General features: G+C 55.5%; 25 protein-coding genes and 1 other RNA gene. 12 read left to right on the top strand and 14 right to left on the bottom strand.

Features of this window, described 5'->3' with window-relative positions; translation table 11 throughout:
* Positions 1-130 precede the first annotated feature (130 nt).
* The 7 genes from AC4EYZ_RS09865 to AC4EYZ_RS09835 all read right to left on the bottom strand — a co-directional run bounded on the left by AC4EYZ_RS09865 (position 131) and on the right by AC4EYZ_RS09835 (position 6,895).
* Positions 131-895, bottom strand: coding sequence for a copper resistance protein B (locus tag AC4EYZ_RS09865; RefSeq protein ID WP_233974695.1), 765 nt, complete (start codon positions 893-895; stop codon positions 131-133).
* A 9-nt stretch (positions 896-904) separates the two neighbouring features.
* Complete coding sequence (locus tag AC4EYZ_RS09860) at positions 905-2,779, bottom strand: copper resistance system multicopper oxidase (protein ID WP_474192694.1); 1,875 nt, start codon at positions 2,777-2,779, stop codon at positions 905-907.
* A gap of 68 nt (positions 2,780-2,847) precedes the next feature.
* Positions 2,848-4,182 carry an ATP-binding protein gene (locus AC4EYZ_RS09855; protein WP_474192693.1) on the bottom strand — a complete coding sequence of 445 codons (1,335 nt, stop codon included), beginning with the start codon at positions 4,180-4,182 and terminating at the stop codon, positions 2,848-2,850.
* Complete coding sequence (locus AC4EYZ_RS09850; RefSeq protein WP_027958228.1) at positions 4,169-4,834, bottom strand: response regulator transcription factor; 666 nt, start codon at positions 4,832-4,834, stop codon at positions 4,169-4,171. The genes AC4EYZ_RS09855 and AC4EYZ_RS09850 overlap by 14 nt, the downstream gene beginning before the upstream one ends.
* A gap of 14 nt (positions 4,835-4,848) precedes the next feature.
* Positions 4,849-5,355: a cupredoxin domain-containing protein gene (locus tag AC4EYZ_RS09845; protein ID WP_009287909.1), complete on the bottom strand. Its 507-nt coding sequence runs from the start codon at positions 5,353-5,355 to the stop codon at positions 4,849-4,851.
* Between the two features lie 259 nt (positions 5,356-5,614).
* Entirely contained in the window at positions 5,615-6,472 is an 858-nt protein-coding gene (locus AC4EYZ_RS09840) for a copper resistance D family protein (protein ID WP_490204240.1), read from the bottom strand.
* 51 nt (positions 6,473-6,523) lie between these two features.
* A complete protein-coding gene (locus tag AC4EYZ_RS09835) occupies positions 6,524-6,895 on the bottom strand; it encodes a copper resistance CopC family protein (protein WP_041159416.1) in 372 nt (123 codons plus the stop codon).
* A gap of 445 nt (positions 6,896-7,340) precedes the next feature.
* On the opposite strand from AC4EYZ_RS09835, the gene AC4EYZ_RS09830 reads away from it, so the two are divergent.
* Together AC4EYZ_RS09830 and AC4EYZ_RS09825 are read left to right on the top strand one after the other, a co-directional pair.
* A complete protein-coding gene (locus AC4EYZ_RS09830) occupies positions 7,341-7,892 on the top strand; it encodes a Spy/CpxP family protein refolding chaperone (RefSeq protein WP_490204239.1) in 552 nt (183 codons plus the stop codon).
* A gap of 61 nt (positions 7,893-7,953) precedes the next feature.
* Positions 7,954-8,205: a hypothetical protein gene (locus AC4EYZ_RS09825; RefSeq protein ID WP_474192409.1), complete on the top strand. Its 252-nt coding sequence runs from the start codon at positions 7,954-7,956 to the stop codon at positions 8,203-8,205.
* A gap of 389 nt (positions 8,206-8,594) precedes the next feature.
* Here the strand turns inward: AC4EYZ_RS09825 and ssrA are convergent.
* Together ssrA and smpB are read right to left on the bottom strand one after the other, a co-directional pair.
* Positions 8,595-8,974, bottom strand: a transfer-messenger RNA (tmRNA) gene (ssrA, locus tag AC4EYZ_RS09820).
* Between the two features lie 45 nt (positions 8,975-9,019).
* Positions 9,020-9,511, bottom strand: a complete 492-nt coding sequence (gene smpB / locus AC4EYZ_RS09815) for an SsrA-binding protein SmpB (protein ID WP_008958772.1) — start codon at positions 9,509-9,511, stop codon at positions 9,020-9,022.
* 125 nt (positions 9,512-9,636) lie between these two features.
* On the opposite strand from smpB, the gene AC4EYZ_RS09810 reads away from it, so the two are divergent.
* Positions 9,637-10,071 (top strand): type II toxin-antitoxin system RatA family toxin, encoded by a 435-nt coding sequence (locus AC4EYZ_RS09810; RefSeq protein WP_022520728.1) that lies wholly within the window; start codon positions 9,637-9,639, stop codon positions 10,069-10,071.
* Positions 10,061-10,378, top strand: coding sequence for an RnfH family protein (locus AC4EYZ_RS09805; protein WP_022520727.1), 318 nt, complete (start codon positions 10,061-10,063; stop codon positions 10,376-10,378). The genes AC4EYZ_RS09810 and AC4EYZ_RS09805 overlap by 11 nt, the downstream gene beginning before the upstream one ends.
* A 6-nt stretch (positions 10,379-10,384) precedes the next feature.
* Here the strand turns inward: AC4EYZ_RS09805 and bamE are convergent, their stop codons facing one another.
* The gene (gene bamE / locus AC4EYZ_RS09800; protein WP_027958232.1) at positions 10,385-10,843 is read right to left on the bottom strand and encodes an outer membrane protein assembly factor BamE; all 459 of its coding nucleotides are present in this window, start codon (positions 10,841-10,843) and stop codon (positions 10,385-10,387) included.
* Between the two features lie 72 nt (positions 10,844-10,915).
* Here bamE and fur point away from each other — a divergent pair, with 72 nt between their 5' ends.
* Complete coding sequence (gene fur / locus AC4EYZ_RS09795; RefSeq protein WP_007111850.1) at positions 10,916-11,368, top strand: ferric iron uptake transcriptional regulator; 453 nt, start codon at positions 10,916-10,918, stop codon at positions 11,366-11,368.
* A 204-nt stretch (positions 11,369-11,572) separates the two neighbouring features.
* On the opposite strand, the gene recN is transcribed toward fur, so the two are convergent.
* Positions 11,573-13,246 carry a DNA repair protein RecN gene (gene recN / locus AC4EYZ_RS09790; RefSeq protein ID WP_041159417.1) on the bottom strand — a complete coding sequence of 558 codons (1,674 nt, stop codon included), beginning with the start codon at positions 13,244-13,246 and terminating at the stop codon, positions 11,573-11,575.
* A 210-nt stretch (positions 13,247-13,456) separates the two neighbouring features.
* On the opposite strand from recN, the gene grpE reads away from it, so the two are divergent.
* The 4 genes from grpE (at position 13,457) to AC4EYZ_RS09770 (ending at position 18,483) form a co-directional block, all read left to right on the top strand.
* Positions 13,457-14,098, top strand: a complete 642-nt coding sequence (gene grpE, locus AC4EYZ_RS09785; protein WP_027958234.1) for a nucleotide exchange factor GrpE — start codon at positions 13,457-13,459, stop codon at positions 14,096-14,098.
* A 158-nt stretch (positions 14,099-14,256) separates the two neighbouring features.
* Complete coding sequence (dnaK, locus tag AC4EYZ_RS09780; RefSeq protein WP_009287914.1) at positions 14,257-16,191, top strand: molecular chaperone DnaK; 1,935 nt, start codon at positions 14,257-14,259, stop codon at positions 16,189-16,191.
* A 164-nt stretch (positions 16,192-16,355) separates the two neighbouring features.
* Complete coding sequence (dnaJ, locus tag AC4EYZ_RS09775; protein ID WP_022520724.1) at positions 16,356-17,498, top strand: molecular chaperone DnaJ; 1,143 nt, start codon at positions 16,356-16,358, stop codon at positions 17,496-17,498.
* Between the two features lie 88 nt (positions 17,499-17,586).
* Positions 17,587-18,483 carry a DMT family transporter gene (locus AC4EYZ_RS09770; RefSeq protein ID WP_233974687.1) on the top strand — a complete coding sequence of 299 codons (897 nt, stop codon included), beginning with the start codon at positions 17,587-17,589 and terminating at the stop codon, positions 18,481-18,483.
* Here the strand turns inward: AC4EYZ_RS09770 and AC4EYZ_RS09765 are convergent.
* The 3 genes from AC4EYZ_RS09765 to AC4EYZ_RS09755 are packed head-to-tail and all read right to left on the bottom strand — an operon-like array spanning position 18,476 to position 21,427.
* Positions 18,476-19,225, bottom strand: a complete 750-nt coding sequence (locus tag AC4EYZ_RS09765) for an ABC transporter ATP-binding protein (protein WP_233974686.1) — start codon at positions 19,223-19,225, stop codon at positions 18,476-18,478. The two genes, AC4EYZ_RS09770 and AC4EYZ_RS09765, sit on opposite strands and share 8 nt — an antisense overlap.
* Positions 19,219-20,304, bottom strand: coding sequence for a FecCD family ABC transporter permease (locus tag AC4EYZ_RS09760; protein ID WP_490204238.1), 1,086 nt, complete (start codon positions 20,302-20,304; stop codon positions 19,219-19,221). Before AC4EYZ_RS09760 ends, AC4EYZ_RS09765 begins: the two co-directional genes overlap by 7 nt.
* A complete protein-coding gene (locus AC4EYZ_RS09755; protein WP_474191480.1) occupies positions 20,294-21,427 on the bottom strand; it encodes an ABC transporter substrate-binding protein in 1,134 nt (377 codons plus the stop codon). The genes AC4EYZ_RS09760 and AC4EYZ_RS09755 overlap by 11 nt, the downstream gene beginning before the upstream one ends.
* A 259-nt stretch (positions 21,428-21,686) precedes the next feature.
* Here AC4EYZ_RS09755 and AC4EYZ_RS09750 point away from each other — a divergent pair, with 259 nt between their 5' ends.
* The 3 genes from AC4EYZ_RS09750 (at position 21,687) to carA (ending at position 24,456) form a co-directional block, all read left to right on the top strand.
* Positions 21,687-21,968: a DUF2218 domain-containing protein gene (locus tag AC4EYZ_RS09750; RefSeq protein ID WP_022520719.1), complete on the top strand. Its 282-nt coding sequence runs from the start codon at positions 21,687-21,689 to the stop codon at positions 21,966-21,968.
* Between the two features lie 116 nt (positions 21,969-22,084).
* On the top strand, positions 22,085-22,891 hold the full coding sequence (gene dapB / locus AC4EYZ_RS09745; RefSeq protein ID WP_159175955.1) for a 4-hydroxy-tetrahydrodipicolinate reductase: 807 nt from the start codon (positions 22,085-22,087) through the stop codon (positions 22,889-22,891).
* Positions 22,892-23,310: 419 nt separating this feature from the next.
* A complete protein-coding gene (gene carA / locus AC4EYZ_RS09740; RefSeq protein ID WP_474191483.1) occupies positions 23,311-24,456 on the top strand; it encodes a glutamine-hydrolyzing carbamoyl-phosphate synthase small subunit in 1,146 nt (381 codons plus the stop codon).
* Positions 24,457-24,499 lie beyond the last annotated feature (43 nt).

The following is a 24,499-nucleotide window of genomic DNA, read 5'->3' as shown; positions in this document are numbered from 1 at the left end:
AATAGCTCTAATAGTCTAGAACTCATGTGCAGCCTTTAAGTCAAATATGTGGCATGGCAGGTGTTTGTATCAGCCTACCAAGAGGTGTTGTGTCTGGCGATTACACGGTGGATGTAGCAAAAAATCCCACCTAAAACATTACCCTGACACCCGCAACCACGCCGGTGTCTTCGCTACTAACCCCACTAGCTCGAGTAAGGTCGGCGGTATCGCCATACTCTTTTACCCAGTAAGCGCCCACGTACGGAGCGAAGCGGCGGGTGACCTCGTAGCCGAGACGCATCCCCACACGCACTGAGTTGAGCCCCTCGCCCACACCAAACTCCTCGACTTCACTGGCAGCAACGGCAATTTCAGTACGTGGTTGAAGATAAAGGCGTTGTGTCAGGCGCAGGTCGTATTCGCCCTCAAAACTGGCGGCCAGATCGCCGTCCTCGCTCAGTTGTAGGGAGACATCGGTTTCGATGCCATAGGGCATCACGCCTTGCAGGCCCACCACAGCATAGGTTCGCTCGGCGTGGTCATCGGAAAAGACGCCACCCTGATAACCCACGCCGCCCTGTAACTCCCAAAAGTCGGCAACTAGGCGGCTGTACAGCAGTTCAAGGGATTCGAACTCGGCATCCTCGCCGTCGCCCTGGACGTTCTCGCCTTCCGACTTAAGGTATACACGATTAATATCACCGCCGTACCAGCCTTGAAAGTCCCAAACAACGGCCTCTTCGCCGTTGTCGGGCACGCTATATTCAAGGCGATCAAAGAGCGCCATCCCCATATTGTGTTCCATCATCGGGGCTGGCCAATCATTCGGCGCGTCGTAACCATCTTCCGCCTGGGCAGCGGTGGTCATGGCAAACGCTAAGCTAATGCCAGTGAAGTAGAACTTGGCTTTCATACTGCCTCCTTAAGAAACCTGAACAACGCGGAACATGCCAGCATCCATGTGATAAAGCAGATGGCAATGGAAGGCCCAACTGCCTTCGGCATCTGCCGTGATCAGCGCCGAAACCCGCTCGCCGGGCTTAACATTCAGGGTGTGTTTACGCGGAATCAGCTCACCCTGACCGTTTTCCAGCTCCATCCACATGCCGTGTAGGTGAATGGGGTGTTCCATCATGGTGTCGTTGATCAGTATTAAGCGCAGCCGCTCGTCTTTCTCGAAGTGAATTGGCCCAGTTACTTCGCTAAACTTCTTGCCGTCGAACGACCACATGTAGCGTTCCATGTTGCCGGTGAGGTGCAGTTCAAGCTCGCGTCTGGGCTCGCGGCGGTCGGGCCATGGCGTGAAGGCCTTCAAGTCTCGGTAAACCAGAACACGACGCTCATCGGGGTCAATGCCTATGCCCACTTGACCATAGCGTGAGCCCGGCTGGGCGTCGCCAGCTGCCAACATACCGCTTGCGAGCATGTTGCGCTGCTCTCCGGCCATGCCATTGGAGTGATCCATGTTGTTCATACCCGACATATCCGAATGGTCTATTCCCTCCATGTTGGAATGATCCATACCCTCCATATTTGACATAGCCGAGTGATCCATTTCTTCCATGCTGGCGTGGTCCATCCCCTGCATGTTCGACATGCCCGAATGATCCATTCCTTCCATAGTGGAATGATCCATGCTGGTCATGCCGTGGGCACCCATGGCTTCCATACCGCGGTCAGCAATTTGGCGACGGTCCGGAATCTCCGCCTGCATGCCTTCGCGCGGGGCTAAAGTGGCGCGAGCGTAGCCGCTGCGATCCATGGATTCGGCGAAGATGGTGTAGGCCTGATCGTCTTCGGGTGACACCAAAACGTCGTAGGTTTCGGCAACGCCGATTCGGAACTCATCGACAGGTACGGGCTGAACCGGTTGGCCGTCGGCGGCCACTACGGTCATTTTGAGGCCGGGTATACGTACATCAAAGTAGGACATCGCCGAGCCGTTGATCACTCGCAGTCGTACACGTTCGCCCGGCTTGAACAGCGCGCTCCAGTTTTCCTCAGGGGAATGGCCGTTGAGTAGGTAGGTGTAGGTGCTGCCAGTGACATCCGCGATGTCCCGCGAACTCATACGCATTTTGGCCCACATGCCGCGCATCTCGGCGGTGGGGGCCAAGCCGTTTTGCCGTACATCGGCGAAGAAATCGGCAACCGTGCGTTCCTGGAAGTTGTAGTAGCCCTCCATGGTTTTCAGGTTGCGAAATACCGACATGGGGTCTTCAAAGGTCCAGTCGGTGAGCAGTATCACGTGCTCGCGGTCATAGCGGAAGGGTTCGCGCTCGGCGGCGTCGATAATCAGCGGCCCCACGTGGCCTAGCTGCTCCTGCATGCCGGAGTGGCTGTGATACCAGTAGGTGCCATTCTGGCGAACAGGGAAACGGTAGGTGAAGGTTTCACCGGGCGCAATGCCAGCAAAGCTTACCCCTGGTACCCCATCCATTTCCGGGGGCAGAATTAAGCCGTGCCAGTGAATGGAGGTGGACTCATCGAGCAGATTGGTGACGCGCAGCACTGCGTCCTGACCTTCCTTCAGGCGAATCAACGGGCCGGGGCTGGTGCCGTTGATACTAAAAGTGCTCGCTTCCTGGCCATCAATCGGAATGGATTCACGCCGGATGGCCAGCGATACCACCGGGCCTTCTTCCACGCCTTTGGAATAGACGTTTGTACGCCCCCAGGGGGTGGCCCAGGCGGGGCTTAAGCCCATTGCTGCGGCGGAACCTAACCCTAGCGCCGCGCCGCCTTTCAACACCTGGCGACGTGAGAGTGGGTGGGTGATGATGTTCGAACGCGTCATATAAAGCTCCCATCGCTGATGAATATCATCATCTTGGGGGAGCAAGCTGAATCAACGCTGAAAAACAGTTAAGCGGATGTCACTGCCGTTAATGGGAGCGTGGTGATAACCCGCAGACCACCCAGTGGGCTGCGCTCAAACTGGCAGTGACCGTGATAGCGTTCTACCAGCTGCGTCAAAATAGCAAGCCCCAGGCCGTAACCGGGATGGCGTTCATCCAGCCGAGTGCCACGCTCACCTAAACGAGGTATGTCGCTTTCCGCGACGCCGGGACCGTCATCATCAACAGTTAGCATGAGCGTTTGCGGCGTAACGTCGATATGGCAACAAATCTCTTGTTTGGCCCATTTGCCAGCATTATCCAGCACAATGCCCAATATTTCGGAGTAATCGTGGGCATCAATAGGGACCTGATCACGCTGATTAATTGCCTGCGTTAGTTCGAACGCCTGCTGAGGGTAGAGACTACGGAACATGCTCATTAGGCGTTGACTGTCGCGGATGAGGTGGGTCAAACGCCCCGCATGAGGGCCTGCGATACGCGCACGGCGAAGCTCGGCATCCAATTGTACGTTGATATCTTCTAGCCGCATCAGAAGCTTATGGCGGCGGCTGTCGTCAATTGGCCGGCTGCCCCTGAGCACTTGGGTGATCGCCGCCAACGGTGTTTTAAGCGCATGAGAAAGGTTGGCAACTGACTCCCGTGAGCGTTGCAAACGTAGGTCGATGTCATCCATAAAGCGATTGAGCTGCGCGACCAAACCATCTAGCTCGGCGGGCGCGTTCAGAGAGAGTCGCTGACGCTCGCCTGCTTGCAGGGCTTCAAGCTGATCACGCAACTGCCACAGGGGCTGCAAACCACGGTTAACGGCCAACATGTTGAGCGCGACCAGAACCGAAAGTAAGCCTGCAGCAATACCGCCTACCCACCAGTGCAACGTGGCTAGCCCATTTTCTACCTGAGAAAAATCCTCACCAATCAGCAATACGCCGGTGCTGTCCTGCCACTCGAAATGCTGGCGATACACCAGCAAATGGCGCTTGCCACGCTTTACCTCGATGAGCGCATTACCTTCTTCGTTCAGTAACATTGCGAGCTGTCTCTGCCACTCTGGGTCTGAGGCGCTGGTCTCACCATTGAGACGTAGTACGTAAAGGTGATGAAATACTTGGTAAGTTTTGCTAGTCGAGACGAGCGATGTGGGCATTGCCAACCGGTCATTTTCTAACTGTGATACAGCATGTACGGCTTCACGCTTGAGGCGTTCACCAAGAAAATCCTTAGCAAGCTTTTGCAGAAACACGCCGTGCAGCAACCATGTCAAGCCAACAACCAGCAACGCGACGCCGCCCAGCCAAGCTAGTAGACGAAACCGTAAGCTGCGTTTATCAACGTGAAACAAAAATATACCCCTGGCCGCGGCGCGTCTGGATGATCGACTTGCCAAGGTAACGGCGCAGACGCGCCACGTATACCTCAACAAGGTTAGGTGCGGCGGCGTCTTGCTCCAATGCGTAAAGCTGTTCTAGCAGTCGCTCCTTGGAGTGAATGCGATCGGGGTGAAGCATCAGGTAACGCAGTAGCCGAAACTCGGTGGCAGTAAGCGAACGCCATGCTGATTCTTCGCTGCAAACACGTTGGCTCGCTTCATCCAAGGAGACACCGTTGAGAGTGATGACTTGGGATAGCTGGCCAGACCGCCTGCGCAGTAGTGCCTTTAGGCGTGCCATCAGTTCGGCTTCGTGAAATGGTTTAGTGAGGTAGTCGTCGGCCCCGGTTTCCAAGCCAACTACCTTGTCTTCCCAAGTATCGCGCGCAGTGAGTATCAAAACAGGAGTAGTACGTTTTTGTTTACGCCACTGGGTGAGTAGTTCAAGCCCCGAGCCATCGGGTAACCCAATATCTAGGATGACAAGCTCGTACTCTTCGGTTGCCATAAACGACGCAGCCGCCTTGACAGAGGCGGCTACATCGACGAGGTAACCGTTGTCTTTCAGACTTTCAGCTAGGCTCTCGGCTAACAGGTCATCATCTTCCAGAAGCAACAGTTTCATAAGCTGATATCGCGTTAAAAGTTAATATCACCATACATTCCTGATTCATAATGACCAGGGATATTGCAGGCGTACTCCAGACTGTCAACATCTGAGGAAGCCGTCCATACCAGCGTTTTGGTTTCACCTCCCCCGATGGTGATAGACGGCATTTGCCCGCCATGTGCACCTTCCGCCATGTCGTGACCACCGTGTCCGCCATGACCTTCACCATGACCACTACTCATTTCTTGCATCATCTTACGGTGCTCTTCCTGGGCGGCTTTATCACCTATCACGAACTCATGCTCAAGATTACCGGTGTTGGAAATTTCAAATTTAATGGTCTCACCGGCGGTAACTTGGATATCTTCAGGATCAAACCACATATCGCCTGCTTCAAAGCTAATAGTGCGATCAACATCGGCAGAGCTCGCGTCATTGAGAGAACCATCATGTTCGCCCGCTGCCCAAGAGGTGGACCCCATAACACAGAGTGATATTGTCAGTAGACTGTAGGTCAGGTAGGTCTTGCGCATCATGTTTACCTCTTAGTGGTGTACCTAAGCGTTATAGCGTACCAACCTGAAATGAGCCTGAACCTCATGTCATTTAGTGTTAGTTGCCTAAGGACACCTTCAATACAGCGGTGAGCTCGCTGCGGATTAGTGTCACGTCCATCGCCTCAATGACCTGTCGTGCATCGCTTGCAGCGCGCGGATGGTATCGGCCTTGCCTTCCGGAGAGCGTTGCTTATAGCTATTAAGCTGGACGCTTAACTAACCAGGGGATGTCCTTTCCTTAACCATTCGGTGATGTGACCCTTGTCAGCACCGCAGTGATCAGCAGTATAACTGCGACCAGTACCATCTCCAGAGCAATACTGCGCTGTAAACGTCGTGGGGCTGTAGCGTCGCCGCTCTCAAAGGCCGGTACAAGTCGGCACTTGTTCGCGGCAGCAAATAACAGTAGCACCGCGACAATCAATACCTTGCCGATCAAGAGCTGTCCATATGCCGTGGTGAGCAGCGGCGTGAGACCGCCCGTAAGCAGCGTGGCCAAAGTGACGCCCGTCAGCACCAACAAGCCAACCCCGCCCATGGCGATTTGCCCGAAACGAGTCAGAATGCGGGCGCTATTGCCCTGGTTGTGACGTCGCCCCACTAAGTGGAACAGCGGCCACAGTGAGGCCACCCAGAATGCCGCTGCCATCAAGTGAAAGATCAGCAAACCAGACAGAACGAGGCGAGGGGGGGGCACTGTATGTCCCACCTGCACGAACGCCAGCATCACCAGTAACACGCCTACTAGGCTCAAGCTATTGGCTGTTTTCGAGAGTAGTAAGTTATTGAGCTGAATCGCCTGGACCAGCAGCAAGCCAGTAACGGCCAGTATCAGCCGCGTCCCGGGCGCACCCTCGAACACGATCCCGAGCAGCATCGGGTTGGTTGCAGCAGCCACATTGCCGCCCCCAAGGTATCCGGCTTGCAAAGGCCACTGGAACAGAACCAGGGTAACCCCCGACCAAGCAGCGAAGACACCCATGCGGACAACGCGCCTCCGGTCGTGATCAGGGAGTTGCGGAAACGCTAGGCGAAACAGCACGGCCCCCGTTGCGACTAGGGCGCTAAGGTAAACCCCGGCCGCCACGAGGATCATCGTGACGATCCAGACGTCGAGGCTATTTACGGAGTACCACCAGGCCACGGGTCAGGGCTCGATCGAGAAGTTAAAACCGTCGGACATCATGTGCCCGTCATCCGATAGGCCTCGCCAATGCACCTGGTAGTTCCCAGCCGAAAGAACTTCACCGGGCTTTACGAAGTAGCGTTCGACCTGTTCACTACCTGGCTGACCATCAAGGGGAACTGAGCCATTCGGGCCTGTCACCTCAAACTGGGTGATGCGCATCACGTCACCAAACTCAATGCCAATTTTCGCAGGGGAGTCCTGAACGGTGTCACCATCCTTAGGCGAAGTGCTTGTGCGGCCTTCATGGGCGAGTGCCGGGATTGCTAGCGAAATCAACAGTGTTGCTAAGGTAGCGTGAACGATCGGGAGAGATCTCGTCTTCTTTTGCATGCCGATTCCTTATATGTTTTTTCAGGGTTGAATGGATGCCGTTTCTTCATCGCGGAGGCGCTAAAACTGATTCGGTTGAGCCTTCAGAGGCCGTTCATTCGTCCTGTTTGGCGAACAAGGCACATAGCTTCGTGCCCTTTGGGAGCTAAGAGAGCGTCCAGGAACACTTTGGCTTCAGGGGTTTCCGCCTCTTGGGCGGTGAGGTATTTGAGCAGGCATTTGGACGCGCTCTTCTTCATGGAAGTGGCTCAGTTTTATAACGTGCCAACCTGAAACAGGGCTGAAAACGGCGGGAAAAATGACTTGTGACAACATTTAGGTATTGGGATTGGTTTCCCCTTTACCTTTGGGCTACCTATAGGTTGTAGGCTTATAACGTAAGCTAACTCCGCCTTCTTCTGTAGGAAAAGGCGATGTCTCGACCAGCAACATGAGAGGAAATATCATGGTTAAGCACAAGTTGATTTTTGCCCTTGGTCTGGCTGCAAGCCTCAGTGTCACAAGCAGCGTCATCTTCGCTCAAGGTATGAACCAAGGCGCCCAAGGTCAAGGCAATATGATGGGCGGCCAAGGCGGTATGGGTTCGGGCATGATGATGGGCAGTCAAGAAGGCATGTACCCAGGAATGATGATGGGAGGGCAAAGTGGGATGATGCCTTGTCCAATGATGGGAGGCATGGGGACTATGTCCGGCATGGTCGGTATGCTCGACGAGCAGCAGATGAGTACCATGCGTGAGATGCGTCAGGAACACCGCGCGGCCCAATTTGAGCGGATGGGCGAAATGATGAACCTTCGCGACGACATGATGCAAATCATGCAGGCTGAGCGACCAGAGCCAGAGGAAGTAAAGGCGCTGCATGCCCAAATGGCCAACCTTCATGGCGATATGATGGCTGATAATGTGCGCATGCATAATCAGATGCAGGACTTACTAACCGATGAGCAGCGTGAACAGATGAGGGGAAGCATGCGCAGCTACCATGGCCCGCAATAAGCCTTGGCGATGAAGTGAACTTCACCTCACGCCGGGTGAGGGCACCGAGTACAAACTGACAATGGAAGAAGGCGCTGTCGCGACATTCGTTTGGGCCTCCGTTGGTGGGCCACTTCATTTCGACACCCACTGTGACGGAAATGGCAACTCGATCAGCGATGAGAAAGGGCGTGGTTTGCCCAAAGACGAAGGCGAACGTGAAGCTGACTTCACCGGTAACCAAGGTTGGTTCTTTCATAATCGCAATGATAACGACGTGACCGTGGTGTTGCGTGTTAGAAGGGACTATGGGGAGCTGAATAAGGTTTTCTAAAGCAGTGGCCTCTAGCGCTCTCCTGAGGACTAGAGGTTTTTCTCCCATCAGCGTTGTTAAAATGATGGGTAAGCGTTTACAAAATTAGGTGAGATAGTAATTAATGGGTTATCTGAATTAATAATATTTAGGCTTATATGCGAAAAAACTGAAAGTCTTCTTTTGGCCGAAGCGGGTGCAGCCAGGGCTTAAGCGAATTGGCTTTGGCAGTCTTCCTTCCGAGGACCAACGCCAAACAGTGGGTCGTGACACCCCGTAACGCTACGCATCCGTATTTTTCGTACTGAGATAATAGGAATCCAGCAGGAAGGCACCGGTTTTACTTTGGATGGTATTTGGGATGGGAGAACAAAAAAAGCACCCGTAGGTGCTTGATTTGTATAGTAAGGTGGTGGAGGCGGCGGGAATTGAACCCGCGTCCGCCAGCACGCGCCTATTGGCTCTACATGCTTAGATTTCGTCATTTGATTTAACGCAACTGACTCCGACGATCAGGATTCAGCCACGCGAGTCTTCTAAAGTTTAGCGCTTGGCGAGAAGACACCACCAAACGCGATCCTATCAGCTTTAGCTCGTATCCCCTCAGCGATGAATAGGCACATCACCTTGGGGCCAGACAAGAAGCTAACAGTGTTTAAGCTGCTAGCGCGCCTTGAGCGTAGTTTTCGTCATTTGCGACTATTTTTCGTGATGTGGGATTTACGAGATACATCACGCTCTCGGCATGCACCGCAAGGGTTGTCACCGGCGTCGAAACCATGTCGCCCCCTTATTTCAGTTGAGCATTCTAACGTGCTCACACCTGATTGACCAGTTATGCCTTGTTATGTTCCCGCATAATTCGACCTTTTTGGCGGCTCCAGTCGCGATCTTTTTCTGTTGCGCGTTTGTCATGCAGCTGTTTACCGGTCACTAGCGCCAGCTCGCACTTCACTTTATTGCGTTTCCAGTAAAGCTTGAGGGGCACACAGGTGTGGCCTTTGTCCTGGGTGATCGAAAAGATTTTGGCGATCTCTTTGCGATGCAGCAGCAGTTTGCGGGTGCGCGTCGGGTCAGCAATCTCGTGTGTGCTCGCAGTATTCAGCGGCATGATATGACTACCCAGCAGAAACGCTTCGCCGTTACGAACCAAAATATAGGTATCGGTGAGCTGAGCCTTACCGGCGCGCAAGCTCTTCACTTCCCAGCCAGCGAGCGATAGCCCCGCCTCGAAGGTCTCATCGATATGGTACTCAAACCGTGCCTTCTTGTTTTGGGCAATAACGCTGCTACCGGGGCCCTTACTGTTACCTTTCTTAGTGGCCATGGAACCTCATAATTAATCTGTCAGTGGCTTCCCCTTCGTTATTTGGGGAGGCGTGATACCATTTAGGGTCTGAAAAATGTTTCCCATGATACGCTTTGGGCACTGTGAAGTCAGCGGAGAGGTCAATGCCAACCGTCAATCGTTCCGCCTTAGTGCGGCACACCCCCCAGAAAATGTTCGATCTGGTTAACGACTTCGAACGCTACCCGGAGTTTTTGCCAGGCTGCCGCCAGGCGCGTTTGCTCGAACATGATGATGTGCATCTGATCGGCGAAATGACCCTGGGTCGTGCCGGTGTTGAGCAAACCATCACCACGCGCAACGAACTTTTTGCGCCCGAGCGTATTGAGCTGTCGCTGGTAAAAGGGCCGTTCAAGCGGCTTAAAGGTCGCTGGCTGTTTATCCCCATGGGGGAGGATGCCTGCAAGGTGAGCCTTGAGATGGAGTTTGAGTTCGCCAACCGGCTGCTCAGTATGGCGTTCGGCAAACTCTTTCAGCAAATCGCTGGCCAGCTAGTCGATGCCTTTACCAAGCGCGCAAACGAGCTGTATGGGCGCTGAAGCGCTTGCGGTTGAGGTAGCCTTCGCGTTGCCTTCCAAACAGCGCATAGTGGCTCTGCGCGTGCCTGAGGGCACTACGGCACGTCAGGCCGTTGCCTTGGCCGATTTGCCCACGCTCTTTCCTGATGTGCCCGGCGAAACCTTTGCTCAGGCGCCGCTGGGCATTTTCGGTAAAGCGCTACGCGAACCCGATACCCATCTATTACGCGACGGGGATCGGGTCGAAGTTTACCGGCCGTTGGCGATCGACCCCAAGGCCGCTCGCCTAGAGCGCGCCAAGCGTCAAGCGAGCGACCCGAAGCGTTAACCGCTTTTAAGGCTGTTGAACAGGTTGTGTGCCCTCAGGTGGCCGCGTCTGGGTGCTCTCTGTAGGGAGGGCATCCATTGGATCAACGCCTTCCGTTGCAGGCCCCATGCTGCTATCGCCTTCAAGCGGTAGCTCTTTGGATAGATCCCCTTCTTGCTCAATGTTCACCAGGCGGCCCTGGGGATCGAAGGTGAGCGTTACGCGACGCTGCTCTACGTCGCCATACGCTTTATCTAAACGAAACACATAATCCCACTGGCTGGCGTCAAAGGGCGCTTCCAGCAATGGCCTGCCCATTACGTAAGTCACCTGCTCTTGGGTCATGCCTGGCTGAAGCTGGCTGACCATTTCCTGAGTGACCAGGTTGCCTTGGGGAATATCGCGCTTGTACACGCCTACGTAGCTGCAGCCGCTAATGACAGTAAGGGCAACGGAGAGCGTGATGATTTGAGTCAATTTTTGCATTTGGGCCTATTCTTCACTATCGTGGTTTCGGTTGATCATACCCGACCTAACCAGTTACTGCGAAGAGCGACCATGGCCGATCAGAACCATGAATTGCGCAAAGCCGGTCTAAAAGTGACCCTGCCGCGCGTCAAGATACTTCAAATTCTCGAAAATGTTTCGGGTCAGCACCACCTTAGCGCGGAAGAAGTGTACAAAACACTGATTGATGCGGGCGAAGATGTTGGCTTGGCAACCGTATACCGCGTATTGACTCAGTTCGAGTCAGCGGGCTTGGTAATTCGTCATAATTTCGACGGAGGCCATGCGGTATTCGAGATGACCCAAGAGGATCACCATGACCACATGGTGTGCCTAGAAAGCGGCGAAATCATTGAGTTCGTTGACGAAATCATTGAACGCCGTCAGCAAGAAATCGCTGAAGAGCACGGCTACGAACTAGTGGATCATGCTCTGGTGCTATATGTACGTCCGCGCGGTTCCGACGTGACGCGCCAGGACAGCGGGCCGACGAACAAGAAATAGTGTTCGTAGGTCGCTGTTAGTCGCAGACCGTTAAGCGCGGTTCGAAATATAAGCGCCCCTGAGCCATTTGGCCGAATTCCTGGTTAACAGAATGTTAACTGGATTCGCCAAGTGGATCAGGGGCGTTTGTTTTGCTATGTGCAGATGTGCTGTATAGCTGTGCGCTATAGAAATGCACAGAAACGGCGCAGGGCGCCCGCTCAATCAGTGCGGCGGGCGTTGGCTGGCGTGCAGCATCTCCCGAGCGTGGGCGAGGGTTTGGTCAGAAAGCGTGACGCCGCCCAGCATGCGCGCCAGTTCGCTGATGCGGCCCTGTTCGTCGAGTAGCGCCATCTGGGTCAGCGTTGTATCGCGCTTCGCCTGTTTCTCGATATGCAGGTGCTGGTGCGCCTGTGCTGCCACCTGGGGTAGGTGGGTCACGGTCATGACCTGGCCGTTTTCGCCCAGTTTGCGCAGCAGTTGGCCAACGATCTCTGCGGTGGCCCCCGAGATACCCACATCCACTTCGTCAAACACCAGGCTGGGCACGGTTGAGTGCGTCGCCGCGACCACTTGAATCGCCAGGCTAATCCGCGACAACTCACCGCCGGAGGCGACTTTGGTCAATGGGCGAGCGGGTTGGCCGGGGTTGGCGCTAATCAAAAACTGCACGCGATCGAGACCTTCAGGGGAGGGCGCGTCTTTAGCGGTGACCTCCACTTCAAAACGGGCTTTGCCCATGGCCAAAAAGCCCAGTTGCTGCTGCACCTCTTTACCCAAGCGAAGTGCGGCTTTTTGACGGCTCTCGCTGAGTTTTTTCGCCTCTTGGCGATAGTCTTCGCGTAGCTCGACGACCCGCGCACTGAGTGCCTCCAAGTCATTGCCACCCTCTTCTAACTGCGCGACTTCCCGCTGTAGGTCAGCATGCAGGGCGCATAGCTCATCAGGAGCAACGTGGTGCTTGCGGGCAATCCGGTGTACGTCGGTCATTCGTTCTTCAACCCAGGCGAGCCGCTCAGGGTCTAATTCGGTGGTGCTGGCGAGGCGGTTAAGCTCGCTGGAGGCCTCTTCCACTTGAATGCGCGCATCGCTCAGCATGGCAAGCGTGTTCGCCAGGGTGCCTTTGTCGCTACCTGGCAGGGCGCTTAAGTGGGTAAACGCTTGGTTGAGTAAGGAGAGCGCGCCGCCCTCGTCACTGGCGCAGCAGTCGGCGGCAAACTGGGTTTCGCGCAGGGTCTCTTCCGCGTGAGCCAGGGTGTGCTGCTCTTCCTCTAACGTGGCTAATTCACCTTCCGCTAAACCGAGCTGATCCAGCTCTTCTACTTGGTAACGCAGCAACTGCCGTTTGGCCTCAACTTCACTGCCTTCTTCGCTTAGCTTCTTCAGCTGCCGACGCGCACTGCGCCACTCGCGGAACGTTTCAGCTAATTGAGTGGTGGCATCGTTTAGGCCTGCGTAATCGTCCAGCAGGGCAAGGTGGGTCTCTTCGCGCATCAGCGCATGGTGAGCATGCTGTCCATGAATTTGAATCAGCTGCTCGCCGAGGGATTTTAGATCCGAGATAGTTGCGGGTTGGCCGTTAATCCAGGCTTTGGAACGGCCGTTGGCGGTGACCACACGGCGCAGCAAGCATTCCTCAGCGGGGAGCTCCCGCGCCGTTAGCCACTCGATGGCGGCGGGCAGGTGTTGAATGTCGAAGCGTGCGGAGAGGTCCGTACGCTCGCGGCCGTGACGCACGCTTCCGGCGTCGGCACGCTCGCCCAGGCAGAGCCCAAGGGCGCCTAACAGGATCGATTTGCCCGCGCCGGTTTCCCCGGTAATCGCGGTCATACCGCCGGTCAAGTCGAGTTCTAAGTGATCGACAATGGCGAAATCTTGAATAGCTAGCTGAGTAAGCATGGCGCCTCCTGAGGCGGTACAGCATAGAAGCTGGATACTTATCCAATAGTTGTTGATTTATACAGTAGTTAATAACTCACTTCAATGCACCTCTTGAGATGGAATTTATGGCCCCCATATAGCGTGCATGATCAGTCAAAGCTAGTGACTTAAAGCTTACTTCTTTGCGCGCCGCCCGCGTGGCCGCGCTCTACTTTTTAGGAGCACAACATGGCGAAAGAACCGCAAACACCAATGGACGATGAGCTGGCCCGCCACGAGCAAGACGCCGATGGCGCCGAGCAAGCAGCTGAGAAGGTTGCTGAAGAGCGCTTGATGGAGGGCGAACTGGAAGGATTGATCAATGACGAAGAGGCGCTAGAGGACAGCGTCGACAACCCGGAAGCGGAAATGCTGGCAGCCCAAGTAGGTGAGTTAGAGCAGAGCTTGGCCGAAGCCAAGGATCAAGCCCTTCGCGCCGCCGCTGAAGCGCAAAACGTGCGCCGTCGTGCGGAGCAGGAAGCGGAAAAAGCCCGCAAGTTTGCCCTGGAGAAGTTCGTTAAAGAGCTGCTGCCAGTGGTAGATAGCCTGGAAAAAGCGCTTGAGACCATGGAAGAGGGTGCATCGGAAGTTCATCGTGAAGGTGTTTCCATGACCTTGAAAATGCAGCTGGATGTACTCAACAAGTTCGGCGTTGAAAGCATTGAACCCCATGGTGAACCCTTCGACCCGCAAGTGCACGAAGCCATGACCATGGTGCCTAACCCGGATCTCGAACCGAACACCGTGATGGACGTTATGCAGAAAGGCTATTTACTCAATGGACGCTTGGTGCGCCCAGCGATGGTTGTAGTGAGTAAAAAAGCCGATTAAGCCACTGGCGGCACAGAGTTTGAAAAAAGTGTGTGAAAAAAAGCCCTTGAAATGTCAGCGGCGGCCCCCAAATAAAGGGCAACCCCGCGGGGAAACCCGCAGACAAGCTTTAAAAACTAAATTTTCAGTTTTGTAACAACCGAATTCGAGGTATTGCTATGGGACGTATAATTGGTATCGACCTGGGCACCACTAACTCTTGTGTGGCCGTGCTCGATGGTGACAGCGCTAAAGTTATCGAAAACGCCGAAGGCGGTCGTACGACGCCTTCTATTATCGCCTACACCGATGATGGTGAAACGCTGGTAGGTCAGGCGGCTAAACGTCAGGCCGTTACTAACCCAGAAAACACCCTGTACGCCATCAAGCGTCTCATTGGCCGTCGCTTTAAAGACGACGTCGTCCAGAAAGACATTAAGATGGTGCCGTACAAAATCAGCGAAGCTGATAACGGTGACGCTTGGGTTGAAGTAAAAGGCAAAAAAATGGCACCGCCGCAGGTAAGCGCGGAAGTGCTGAAGAAAATGAAGAAGACTGCCGAAGACTACTTGGGCGAAGCAGTCACCGAAGCGGTCATTACCGTACCGGCCTATTTCAACGACAGCCAGCGTCAGGCGACCAAAGACGCCGGCCGCATTGCCGGTCTGGACGTTAAGCGCATTATTAACGAGCCGACCGCTGCCGCACTGGCCTACGGTATGGACAAATCCCGCGGCGACAAAACCATCGCGGTCTACGACCTGGGTGGCGGCACCTTCGATATCTCGATCATCGAAATTGCCGATGTCGACGGCGAAACCCAGTTTGAAGTGTTGGCCACCAACGGTGACACCTTCCTGGGCGGCGAAGACTTTGACTTGGCGCTGATCAACTACCTGGTAGACCAGTTCAAGTCTGACAGCGGCATTGATCTGTCTGGCGATAACCTGGCCATGCAGCGTCTGAAAGAAGCTGCCGAAAAAGCCAAAATTGAGCTGTCTAGCGCTCAGCAGACCGATGTGAACCTGCCTTACATCACCGCCGACAACACTGGCCCGAAACACCTTAACGTTAAGGTGACTCGTGCCAAGCTGGAGTCGCTGGTCGAAGAGCTGGTTCAGCGCTCGCTCGAGCCGTGCAAAATGGCCCTGAAAGATGCAGGCCTGTCTGCCTCTGAAATCGACGAAGTGATCCTGGTCGGTGGCCAGACACGTATGCCGATGGTGCAGAAGAAAGCCGCTGACTTCTTCGGCAAAGAAGCACGTAAAGACGTTAACCCGGACGAAGCGGTTGCTGTTGGTGCCGCGATTCAGGGCGGCGTACTGGGTGGCGACGTTAAAGACGTTCTGCTGCTCGACGTTACCCCGCTTACCCTGGGTATCGAAACCCTGGGTGGCGTGATGACGCCGCTGATCGAAAAGAACACCACCATCCCGACCAAGAAGACACAAACCTTCTCTACGGCGGATGACAACCAAACGGCGGTGACCATTCACGCCGTGCAGGGTGAGCGCAAGCAAGTGTCGCAGAATAAGTCGCTGGGTCGTTTTGATCTTGCTGACATTCCGCCTGCACCACGCGGCGTGCCGCAGATCGAAGTCGCCTTCGACTTGGATGCCAACGGCATTCTGAACGTATCGGCAAAAGACAAGGCCACTGGCAAAGAGCAGTCGATTGTCATCAAGGCGTCTAGCGGTCTGTCCGAGGAAGAGGTCGAGCAAATGGTACGTGATGCCGAAGCTCACGCCGAAGAGGACAAAAAGTTCGAAGAGCTGGTGCAGCTGCGTAACCAAGCTGACGGTATGATTCACGCTACGCGCAAAACGTTGGAAGAAGCTGGCGACAAAGCGACTGACGACGAGAAGCAGGCGATTGAAACGGCCATCAGCGAGCTGGAAGAAGCGGTTAAAGGTGACGACGTCGATAACATTCAGAAGAAACTGGATGCACTGACCGAAGCCTCTGGCCAGCTAGCCCAGAAGATGTACGCCGAGCAGGCCGAAGCGGCGCAGCAAGAGGGCGGTGAAGGTGCCGAGAACGCGGGCACCAAGCCGGAAGAAGACGTGGTTGACGCCGAGTACGAAGAAGTCAACGACGATCAGAAAAAGCAGTAACATCCTCTTTCTGCCAAGGAAAGCGGTGACGCGGGAGCTTACTCCCGCGTTGCTGTTTCCGCGGCCAAGACGCACGTAGTTAAGTATCACGTAGTTAAATATACAGTTGAATACATAGCTAAATGTGCAGTTGAGTGCGTAGCTAACCAGGAGGCGTAGGGCCTATGTCCAAACGCGATTATTACGAAGTCCTGGGTGTCGAAAAAGGGGCCGATCAGAAAGAGATCAAGAAGGCCTATCGCCGTCTGGCGCAAAAATTCCACCCTGATCGAAACCCGGACGATACCACCTCCGCGGAAAAATTCCGCGAAGTGTCCGAAGCGTATGAAGTGCTTAGCGACGGCGAAAAACGCGCTGCCTATGACCAGTTCGGCCATGCGGGCGTTGATGGCCAAGGTGGCGGCGGTTTCGGCGGTGCTGGCGCTGGTGATTTCAGCGACATTTTCGGCGATGTGTTTGGCGATATTTTTGGCGGAGGTGGCGGTCGCCGCCGTGGCCCCAATGCTCCGGCACGCGGTTCCGACCTGCGCTATAACCTAGAGCTTGATCTGGAAAACGCCGTTTCAGGCACCACGGTGGATATTCGTGTGCCGCGGCATATCGAGTGTGACCGTTGTGATGGCGGCGGCGCTGAGCCCGGCTCTTCTAAAGAGACGTGCCCTACCTGCCACGGTCACGGTCAAGTACGTATGCAGCAAGGCTTCTTTGCCGTGCAGCAGACTTGCCCGACCTGTCATGGCTCTGGCCAGCACATTAAAGTGCCGTGCCATAAGTGTAATGGCGAAGGCCGTGTACGTGAGACACGCACGCTGTCCGTTAAGATTCCGCCCGGTGTGGATACCGGCGACCGTATTCGCTTGAACGGCGAAGGCGAAAGCGGTGTTAACGGTGGCCCGCCTGGGGATCTATATGTGCAGGTGGCTATCAAGCCGCACCACATCTTCCAGCGTGACGGCAAGCACCTGCAGTGCGATGTGCCGATCAACTTTGTTGATGCAGCGCTAGGTGGCGAGCTTGAAGTGCCGACGCTAGATGGCCGCGTGAAGCTGAAGATTCCGCCGGAAACCCAAACAGGCAAGCTGTTCCGCCTGCGCGGTAAAGGCGTGAAGCCCGTGCGCGGTGGTATGCCCGGCGACCTGCTGTGCAAGGTGGTAGTGGAAACACCGGTGAAGCTTAACGACGAGCAGCGCGATCTGTTGCGCAAGCTGCAACAAAGCTTCGACGACAGCAATAGCCACAACCACTCGCCGAAGAAAACCGGCTTCTTTGACAGCGTGAAAAGCTTCTTTGAAGATATGAAGCCGTAAGTCTGAGATAATAGTAAGCAGTTAGGTGTTTAGTCCAAAAACCCTCGGTTCACCGGGGGTTTTTGCTGTTTAGGAAATGCTGCACGCAATGGATCACCTTGAAGAACGGCCCACCATGGGTATTTTGCTGCGGATACTGTCAGGCGCCCTGTTTACTGGGATGCTGGTGTGTATTAAGGCAGTCAGTGACGAAGTGCCTGTGGGGCAGTCGGTATTTTACCGCTCGCTGTTTGCGCTGCTGCCTATCGTCGTTTTCCTTTTGCTGCGGCGGGAGTTCCCACGTGGGTTGGCTACGCGCCGCCCGCTGGGGCATGCGTTGCGCTCTGGGCTGGGGGCGGCGGCGATGTTTGCCTCTTTTGCGGCGGTGGCGCTTCTGCCCGTCGCTGAGGCAACCCTGTTAGCCCAGCTTACGCCGGTCTTCATGGCGATTGGTGGTGTTCTGCTGCTGGGGGAGCGCTGCTCGCTTAATCGCGCGGGTGGTGTGGTGCTGGCGCTTGCCGGGGTGGCCGTGCTGATTTTGCCTGGGCTCAATGCTAGTTCCAGTAACGGCCAAGTGGCCGGGTATGCGCTAGGGGCGTTGGGTGCGCTGCTAACGGCAGGTGCTTTATTAACCGTCAGGCGTATTTCACGCACCGAGACAGCGGCTTCAATCGCCTTCTACTTTATTTTAGTGGCCGCGCTAGCCGGGCTGGCAACGCTCCCACTGGGCTGGGCAGCACTCAACCGGGTAGAGTTTTCGCTGTTGGTGCTCTCGGGCCTGTTTGGCGGTGCTGCGCATATCGCGATGACATTAGCTCTACGCTACGCCGAGGCGTCACGTTTGGCACCTTTTGAATATATTGCCCTGGTGTGGCCCGTCCTCGCCGATTGGGTGCTGTTTGGAATACCGGTCTCCAGCGGCTTCCTGCTAGCGCTACCGCTGATGTTAAGTGGGGTAGCGCTAGCGGCGATGGAAGGGCGGCGGCTTAGGCAAAGGGCTAGATAGCGGCTTCGACGATAAGCTGCGGCTGACCTTTCGAGCAGGACTCGATACGCGTAGATACCCGATAAACCTGGCGTAGCAGCGCAGGGGTAATCACTTCGGCAGTGGAGCCGCAGGCAATCAAGCGGCCATTTTCGAGCATCATGGCGGCATCGGCGAAACGTAGCGCATGCCCCAGGTCATGGAGCGCCACCAGAATCAGCATCTGGCGCTCGTCGGCTAACCGTCGCAGCACCGTCAGCAGGCTGATCTGGCGGTTCAAATCGAGTGCCGAAGTGGGCTCGTCCAGCATCAGAATCTCGGGTTCTTGCACCAGGGCCTGGGCTGCGCTGACCAACTGGCGCTGGCCGCCGCTAAGGTCGCCAATATCCCGTTCGCCAAGGGCCGTAATGCTGAGTTCTTCCAGCGCGCGATCAACCTGCGCTAAATCCTCAGGCTGCACTTTTAATCCACGCCCCTGCATACGTGCCAAAAGCACTGATTCATATACCGTCAGTACGGCCTTGGCACCGGTGTCCTGGGGCATATAGCCCACGGGGCGTTCGGCGCTGGTGCCGCTGATAATCACTTCGCCTTCGCCTTTCAATAGTCCTAACACGCGGCGAAAAAGCGTCGATTTACCTGCTGCGTTGGGCCCTAGCAGAGCGACGACTTGCCCCCCTTGAAAGCAGGGCGTGGTGATCTCTTCCAGAATAGGGCGACGCCCATAGCGGGCGGATACACGGTTCAGTTGTAGGGTTACCATGAGGCCTTCTTGTGGTTAAGCACCAGAAACAGAAAGAAGGGAATGCCCACCAGCGAGGTGATAATGCCAATGGGAATAATGGTGCCAGGAATAATAATCTTGGAGATGACCGAGCCAACGGAGAGGATTAGTGCGCCGCACAGGGCCGAGCCTGGTAGGAAGAAACGCTGATCCTCGCCCAGTAAAATGCGCGCGATATGCGGCCCCACCAAGCCAATAAACCCAATGGTGCCCACGAACGCCACCGCGATGGCGGCAAGTAGTGACACCAGCACCAGCACTTCCAAACGCAGCGCGCGGGGATTGACGCCCATGCTTTCGGCTTTGGCGTCGCCCAGGCGCATGGCCGTCAGCGCCCAACCATGCCGGGCAAGCAGCGGCATGGATAAGGCAAGAATGCTAAGGGCGATCCAGAACTTGGGCCAGGTGGCTTTGGTTAAGCTGCCCATCGTCCAAAACACCACCGCGGAGACCGCTTCCTGGCTGGCAAAGAACTGAATCAGCGCCATCAGCGAGTTGAAGATAAACACCATGGCGATGCCGAGCAGCACAATCGTCTCTACCGTCACGCCGCGCTTAAGGCTTAAAGCATGAATTAAGAACGCGGTGAACATGGCCATCACGAAGGCATTGATGGGCACCACAAACTCAATGGCTGCGGGAACAATGGCGACACCAAAAGCAAGCCCCAACGCGGCGCCAAAACTGGCCCCGGCGGAGATCCCCAGGGTGAATGGGCTGGCTAGCGGGTTGCTCAGAATGGTTTGCATCTGTGCCCCGGCCACCGACAAGCTGGCACCCACCACGAGTGCCATCAGCGCTACCGGCATGCGGATTTCCCAAACAATAACCCGGGCCTGCTGGCTGACGCTGTCTGGTGTGAATAGCGCTGCGACCACTTCACCCAGACTATAGCGGGCAGGCCCCAGCGCCAGATCGACGCAGAGGCTAAAAAACAGCGCTAAAACCAGTGCCGCCAGTATCATTTGGCGGCGGAAAACCTGGCTATGGTAGAAGGCGCGCCCCTGTGAAAGGCGGTCTGTTACCGCCGTTTCCGTCATCCTCGTATCAGTCGTCATGGAGTGATATCCAGTAGCCGGTTTCATAGTCGATGGGTAAGAAGCGCTCGTGTAGCTCTTTCATCGTGGCGTTGGGATCCAGGTCTTCAAACAGCTCTGGGTGTAGCCATTTGGCTAGCTGTTGCACGGCCACAAAGTAGTAGGGGCTATTGTAAAACTGGTGCCAAATGGCGTGGAAGTTACCTGATTCCACCGCCTTGATGCCGGTCATCGCGGTGCGCTCGGTCAGTGCTTCAAGCTTAGCGCGAGCGCTTTGCATATCAGACCCAGGGCCTACGCCGACCCAGTTGCCACCCGGCACGTAGGCGTCCCAGTTGCCGCCGGTGACAACCACATGATCAGGGTTGGCAGCAATAATCTGTTCAGGGTTCAGGTTGCCGAAACTGTTAGGAATGATGCCCTCGGCAATATTGCTACCGCCAGCCAGGGTGACATAGTCGCCAAAGTTGGCAGGGCCAAAGCTCATGCAGCACTCGTCGGAGTAGCCACCGGCCCGGTCAATAAACACGCTGGGGCGCTCTGGGTTCGCTTCGGCGATGACATCGGTTACCCGTGCCAACTGTGTCTCGGCAAACTCGATGAACTCTTCCGCCGCTTCTTCATCGTCCATGATCTGGCCGATGATGCGCATGGAGGGAATGGTGTGTTCAATCGGGTCTTCGCGAAAATCCACATAGACGATGGGAATGCCGAGTTGTGCCAGCTTGTCGTCGTAGGCGGCGTCTTCTGTGGCGGCTTTGGCCTCGATGTTCATCAGCACTACGTCAGGATTAAGCGAAGCGGCCTGCTCTACGTCAAAAGTGCCGTCTTTAAAGCCGCCAAAGGTGGGGATCGCTTCAATCTCTGGGAAGCGTTCGGCGTAACGGGCATAGTTGTCGGGATCCGCTTGAGAAAAGTCTTCGCGCCAACCGACCACGTGGGCAAAAGGAGCTTCAGGTTCGAGTAAACCGAGCAGATAAATTTGCCGCCCTTCGCCTAAAATAACCCGCTCGGCAGGGCCATCCAGAGTGATTTCGCGGCCAGCGACATCGGTGACGGTGATAGCGTCAGCCATAGCAGTGGCGCCGCAAGCAAACGTGATAAGCGTACCAAGCAGGATTTTTAAGCGCGGAGAATTGAGCATTTTTTAACTCGTTGGTCGATATTGGTTAACAGGGCGGCATCGCTGATGCGCATTAACGGTGATAGCACAGAGATGCAATTGCTATTGTAACTGATTAGCGTTTGGGCGGCATTATTAGGGTGCCGCGCTTAATGGTCAACATGCTACGCTTTATACTGAGCATTTATCCTACGGTGATGGCTTCACATATTTGGCTCTAACGGCTCATTGTTGAAGGATTACTTAGTTTGTAAGTACTTACATTTTTGGAGAGGCCGCTATGCCTTTATCTCGTGTCGAAGTTGCCACGCCTTCCGCCGAGCGTTTAATTAATCGGCTCTGTAAACACTGGGCGCATAAGCTGGAGGTCGAGCAAAGCGATCAGCAGGCCACCATTACGTTTGCCACTGGCACCTGCTTAATGGTTGCTGAGGCCGATAAATTGGTGGTGGCCCTCGAAACCCTGGAAGAGGAGCATCTGGATGAGTTGGAGGGGGTCGTCGAGCGCCACCTGATGCGTATGGCCGGTGATGAAGAGTTGGCGATTGTGTGGGAGAACTAGATAACGACTGGTCAGCTATAAACGGAGAGCGTCGAAGGCATCGATGGGTCTGCTATAATCGCGCTGATTTTGAAACATAAGTCTTACGCACTGAAACCTAGAGCTCAGGAGTTCGCATGACCCGAATTGCCATTGTAGGCGTGGCTGGCCGCATGGGCCGTACGTTGGTAAATGCTGTAGAGCAAGATGCTGAGGCGACGCTAGCTGGCGGGATCGTGGAGCCAGGCAGCTCCTTGGCGGGCGCTGATATTGGCGAGCTTGCAGGTGTCGGGAAGCGCGGCGTTGTCGCGGTCGATTCGCTCACGTCGATTGCCGATGATTTTGATGTGTTGATCGACTTCACGGCCCCTCAGGTCACGCTTGGTAATCTGGCGTTCTGCGCAGAGCACGGCAAACGTATCGTGATTGGTACTACTGGCATGAGCGATGATGAGTTGGCTCAGCTCGATAGCTACCGCGACAAGGTAGCCATGGTGTTCGCGCCCAATATGAGCGTCGGGGTTAATTTGACCCTGAAACTGCTCGAAACCGCTGCCAAAGCGCTGGGCGATGAAGGCTACGATATTGAAGTGATCGAGTCTCACCACCGCCATAAGGTTGATGCGCCTTCCGGCACCGCGATCAAAATGGGCGAAGTCATTGCCGACAGCCTGGGGCGTAACCTTAAAGAGCACGGCGTGTTTGAGCGAGTCGGGCAGTGCGGCCCACGCACCGACAAAGAGATCGGCTTTGCCACCGTGCGCGCGGGCGATATCGTGGGTGAGCACACGGTAATGTTTGCTACCGAAGGTGAGCGCATTGAAATCACTCACAAGGCCTCCAGCCGGATGACCTTTGCCAAAGGTGCGGTTCGCGCGGCGCGCTGGGTCGCTGGCAAAGAGAGCGGCCGTTACGACATGCAGGATGTATTGGGGCTAGAGTAGGGGATTGCCTGTCACTGCTTGAGCAGGGCGCTAGAACAGTCCTGCCATCAAGGGGTAGTCTTCGACCAAGAATTCCTGTAACATTTCAAAAATTTTGGCCGGGTGGCCTGGAAATCTTAAACGGCGCGCTTGTTGCGTTGGTCAACCCAAAGCCTGCCTCCTCAGGGTTTGCTGCTATAAAGCGGTGCTGCTGTTAAGCGTAACGCTAGAGGCTAAGCGAATCAGAAAGGCATCGAACAACAAGCGGGATGAAACCGATTCTTTTTATCGGCTTCGTCCCGCTTTTTTACGACCCCAGTTTTACTAGTGATAGTTTTTATTAGCGATAGTGTTACGTCGCGGATAATCAAGAAATTGCTGAGCCTGCGCCCCACAGGCTCCCACCAGCATGGGAGGATCTTGTTTTGAATAACCCCGCATTGAGCAAACCCGCAATATTGGCCCTGGAAGATGGCAGCGTGTTCCACGGCATCGCCATTGGCGCGGACGGATTAACAAGCGGTGAGGTGGTGTTCAATACGGCCATGACCGGCTATCAAGAAATCCTCACCGACCCTTCCTACACCCGCCAAATCGTTACCCTCACCTATCCCCATATCGGCAATACTGGCATTAACGCTGAAGACATTGAGTCAGCGTCTATTGCCGCAGCAGGCTTGGTGATTCGCGATTTACCGCTAATGGCCAGCAGCTTCCGCTCTGAGCAGTCGCTGTCGGACTACCTGAAAAGCCAGAACGTGCTGGGTATTGCCGATATCGATACCCGCCGTCTAACGCGCATTTTGCGTGATAAAGGTGCGCAGAACGGGGCGATTCTGGCCGGGGTAGATGCTGAGGGCGATGATGCGGTCACACGGGCGCTGGAAGCCGCCAAGGCTTTCCCTGGCCTGAAGGGGATGGATCTGGCCAAAGAGGTGTCGTGTAAACAAGCCTACGAGTGGTCGGAAGGTGAGTGGACGCTGGGTGAAGGCTACGCTGATGCTTCCAAAAGCGAGCGCCCCTACCATGTGGTGGCGTACGACTACGGTGTGAAATTCAACATCCTGCGCATGCTGGCCGCTCGCGGCTGCCGCCTGACGGTGGTGCCCGCGCAAACACCTGCCGCTGAGGTGCTGGCGATGAATCCGGATGGCGTGTTTTTAGCCAACGGCCCTGGCGACCCGGAGCCCTGCGATTACGCCATCAAGGCTATTCAGGACGTGCTGGAAACCGATATTCCGGTGTTTGGTATCTGCCTGGGCCACCAACTGCTGGCGCTCGCCGCCGGTGCCAAAACGGTCAAAATGAGCCACGGCCACCACGGTGCCAACCACCCGGTGCAGGATCTGGATAGTGGCACCGTGATGATCACCAGCCAGAACCACGGCTTTGCGGCGGATGAAGCGACCCTGCCTGCTAACGTGCGCGCAACGCACCGTTCGCTGTTCGACGGCACCTTGCAGGGAATCGAGCTTACCGACCGACCGGCGTTCAGCTTTCAAGGCCACCCGGAAGCGAGCCCCGGCCCGCGTGATATGGCGCCGCTGTTTGATCGCTTCGTGGCTATGATGCAGGCACGCCGTTAACGCGTCCCTAGCATCACCGTATCGCCGTCTTTTGTCGCTCATC

It is taken from the genome of Vreelandella sp. 162(4c) (assembly GCF_058152265.1).
The sequence above is the reverse complement of the archived record's forward strand: the minus strand, read 5'-3'. Positions and strand labels throughout refer to the sequence as shown.

Excerpts from the sequence above, each read along its gene's own strand:
- AC4EYZ_RS09865 (WP_233974695.1), bottom strand. The coding sequence starts at position 895 with ATGAAAGCCAAGTTCTACTTCACTGGCATTAGCTTAGCGTTTGCCATG.
- AC4EYZ_RS09860 (WP_474192694.1), bottom strand. The coding sequence starts at position 2,779 with ATGACGCGTTCGAACATCATCACCCACCCACTCTCACGTCGCCAGGTG.
- AC4EYZ_RS09850 (WP_027958228.1), bottom strand. The coding sequence starts at position 4,834 with ATGAAACTGTTGCTTCTGGAAGATGATGACCTGTTAGCCGAGAGCCTA.
- AC4EYZ_RS09845 (WP_009287909.1), bottom strand. The coding sequence starts at position 5,355 with ATGATGCGCAAGACCTACCTGACCTACAGTCTACTGACAATATCACTC.
- AC4EYZ_RS09840 (WP_490204240.1), bottom strand. The coding sequence starts at position 6,472 with ATGATCCTCGTGGCGGCCGGGGTTTACCTTAGCGCCCTAGTCGCAACG.
- AC4EYZ_RS09835 (WP_041159416.1), bottom strand. The coding sequence starts at position 6,895 with ATGCAAAAGAAGACGAGATCTCTCCCGATCGTTCACGCTACCTTAGCA.
- AC4EYZ_RS09830 (WP_490204239.1), top strand. The coding sequence starts at position 7,341 with ATGGTTAAGCACAAGTTGATTTTTGCCCTTGGTCTGGCTGCAAGCCTC.
- AC4EYZ_RS09825 (WP_474192409.1), top strand. The coding sequence starts at position 7,954 with ATGGAAGAAGGCGCTGTCGCGACATTCGTTTGGGCCTCCGTTGGTGGG.
- smpB (WP_008958772.1), bottom strand. The coding sequence starts at position 9,511 with ATGGCCACTAAGAAAGGTAACAGTAAGGGCCCCGGTAGCAGCGTTATT.
- AC4EYZ_RS09810 (WP_022520728.1), top strand. The coding sequence starts at position 9,637 with ATGCCAACCGTCAATCGTTCCGCCTTAGTGCGGCACACCCCCCAGAAA.
- AC4EYZ_RS09805 (WP_022520727.1), top strand. The coding sequence starts at position 10,061 with ATGGGCGCTGAAGCGCTTGCGGTTGAGGTAGCCTTCGCGTTGCCTTCC.
- bamE (WP_027958232.1), bottom strand. The coding sequence starts at position 10,843 with ATGCAAAAATTGACTCAAATCATCACGCTCTCCGTTGCCCTTACTGTC.
- fur (WP_007111850.1), top strand. The coding sequence starts at position 10,916 with ATGGCCGATCAGAACCATGAATTGCGCAAAGCCGGTCTAAAAGTGACC.
- recN (WP_041159417.1), bottom strand. The coding sequence starts at position 13,246 with ATGCTTACTCAGCTAGCTATTCAAGATTTCGCCATTGTCGATCACTTA.
- grpE (WP_027958234.1), top strand. The coding sequence starts at position 13,457 with ATGGCGAAAGAACCGCAAACACCAATGGACGATGAGCTGGCCCGCCAC.
- dnaK (WP_009287914.1), top strand. The coding sequence starts at position 14,257 with ATGGGACGTATAATTGGTATCGACCTGGGCACCACTAACTCTTGTGTG.
- dnaJ (WP_022520724.1), top strand. The coding sequence starts at position 16,356 with ATGTCCAAACGCGATTATTACGAAGTCCTGGGTGTCGAAAAAGGGGCC.
- AC4EYZ_RS09770 (WP_233974687.1), top strand. The coding sequence starts at position 17,587 with ATGGATCACCTTGAAGAACGGCCCACCATGGGTATTTTGCTGCGGATA.
- AC4EYZ_RS09765 (WP_233974686.1), bottom strand. The coding sequence starts at position 19,225 with ATGGTAACCCTACAACTGAACCGTGTATCCGCCCGCTATGGGCGTCGC.
- AC4EYZ_RS09760 (WP_490204238.1), bottom strand. The coding sequence starts at position 20,304 with ATGACGACTGATACGAGGATGACGGAAACGGCGGTAACAGACCGCCTT.
- AC4EYZ_RS09755 (WP_474191480.1), bottom strand. The coding sequence starts at position 21,427 with ATGCTCAATTCTCCGCGCTTAAAAATCCTGCTTGGTACGCTTATCACG.
- AC4EYZ_RS09750 (WP_022520719.1), top strand. The coding sequence starts at position 21,687 with ATGCCTTTATCTCGTGTCGAAGTTGCCACGCCTTCCGCCGAGCGTTTA.
- dapB (WP_159175955.1), top strand. The coding sequence starts at position 22,085 with ATGACCCGAATTGCCATTGTAGGCGTGGCTGGCCGCATGGGCCGTACG.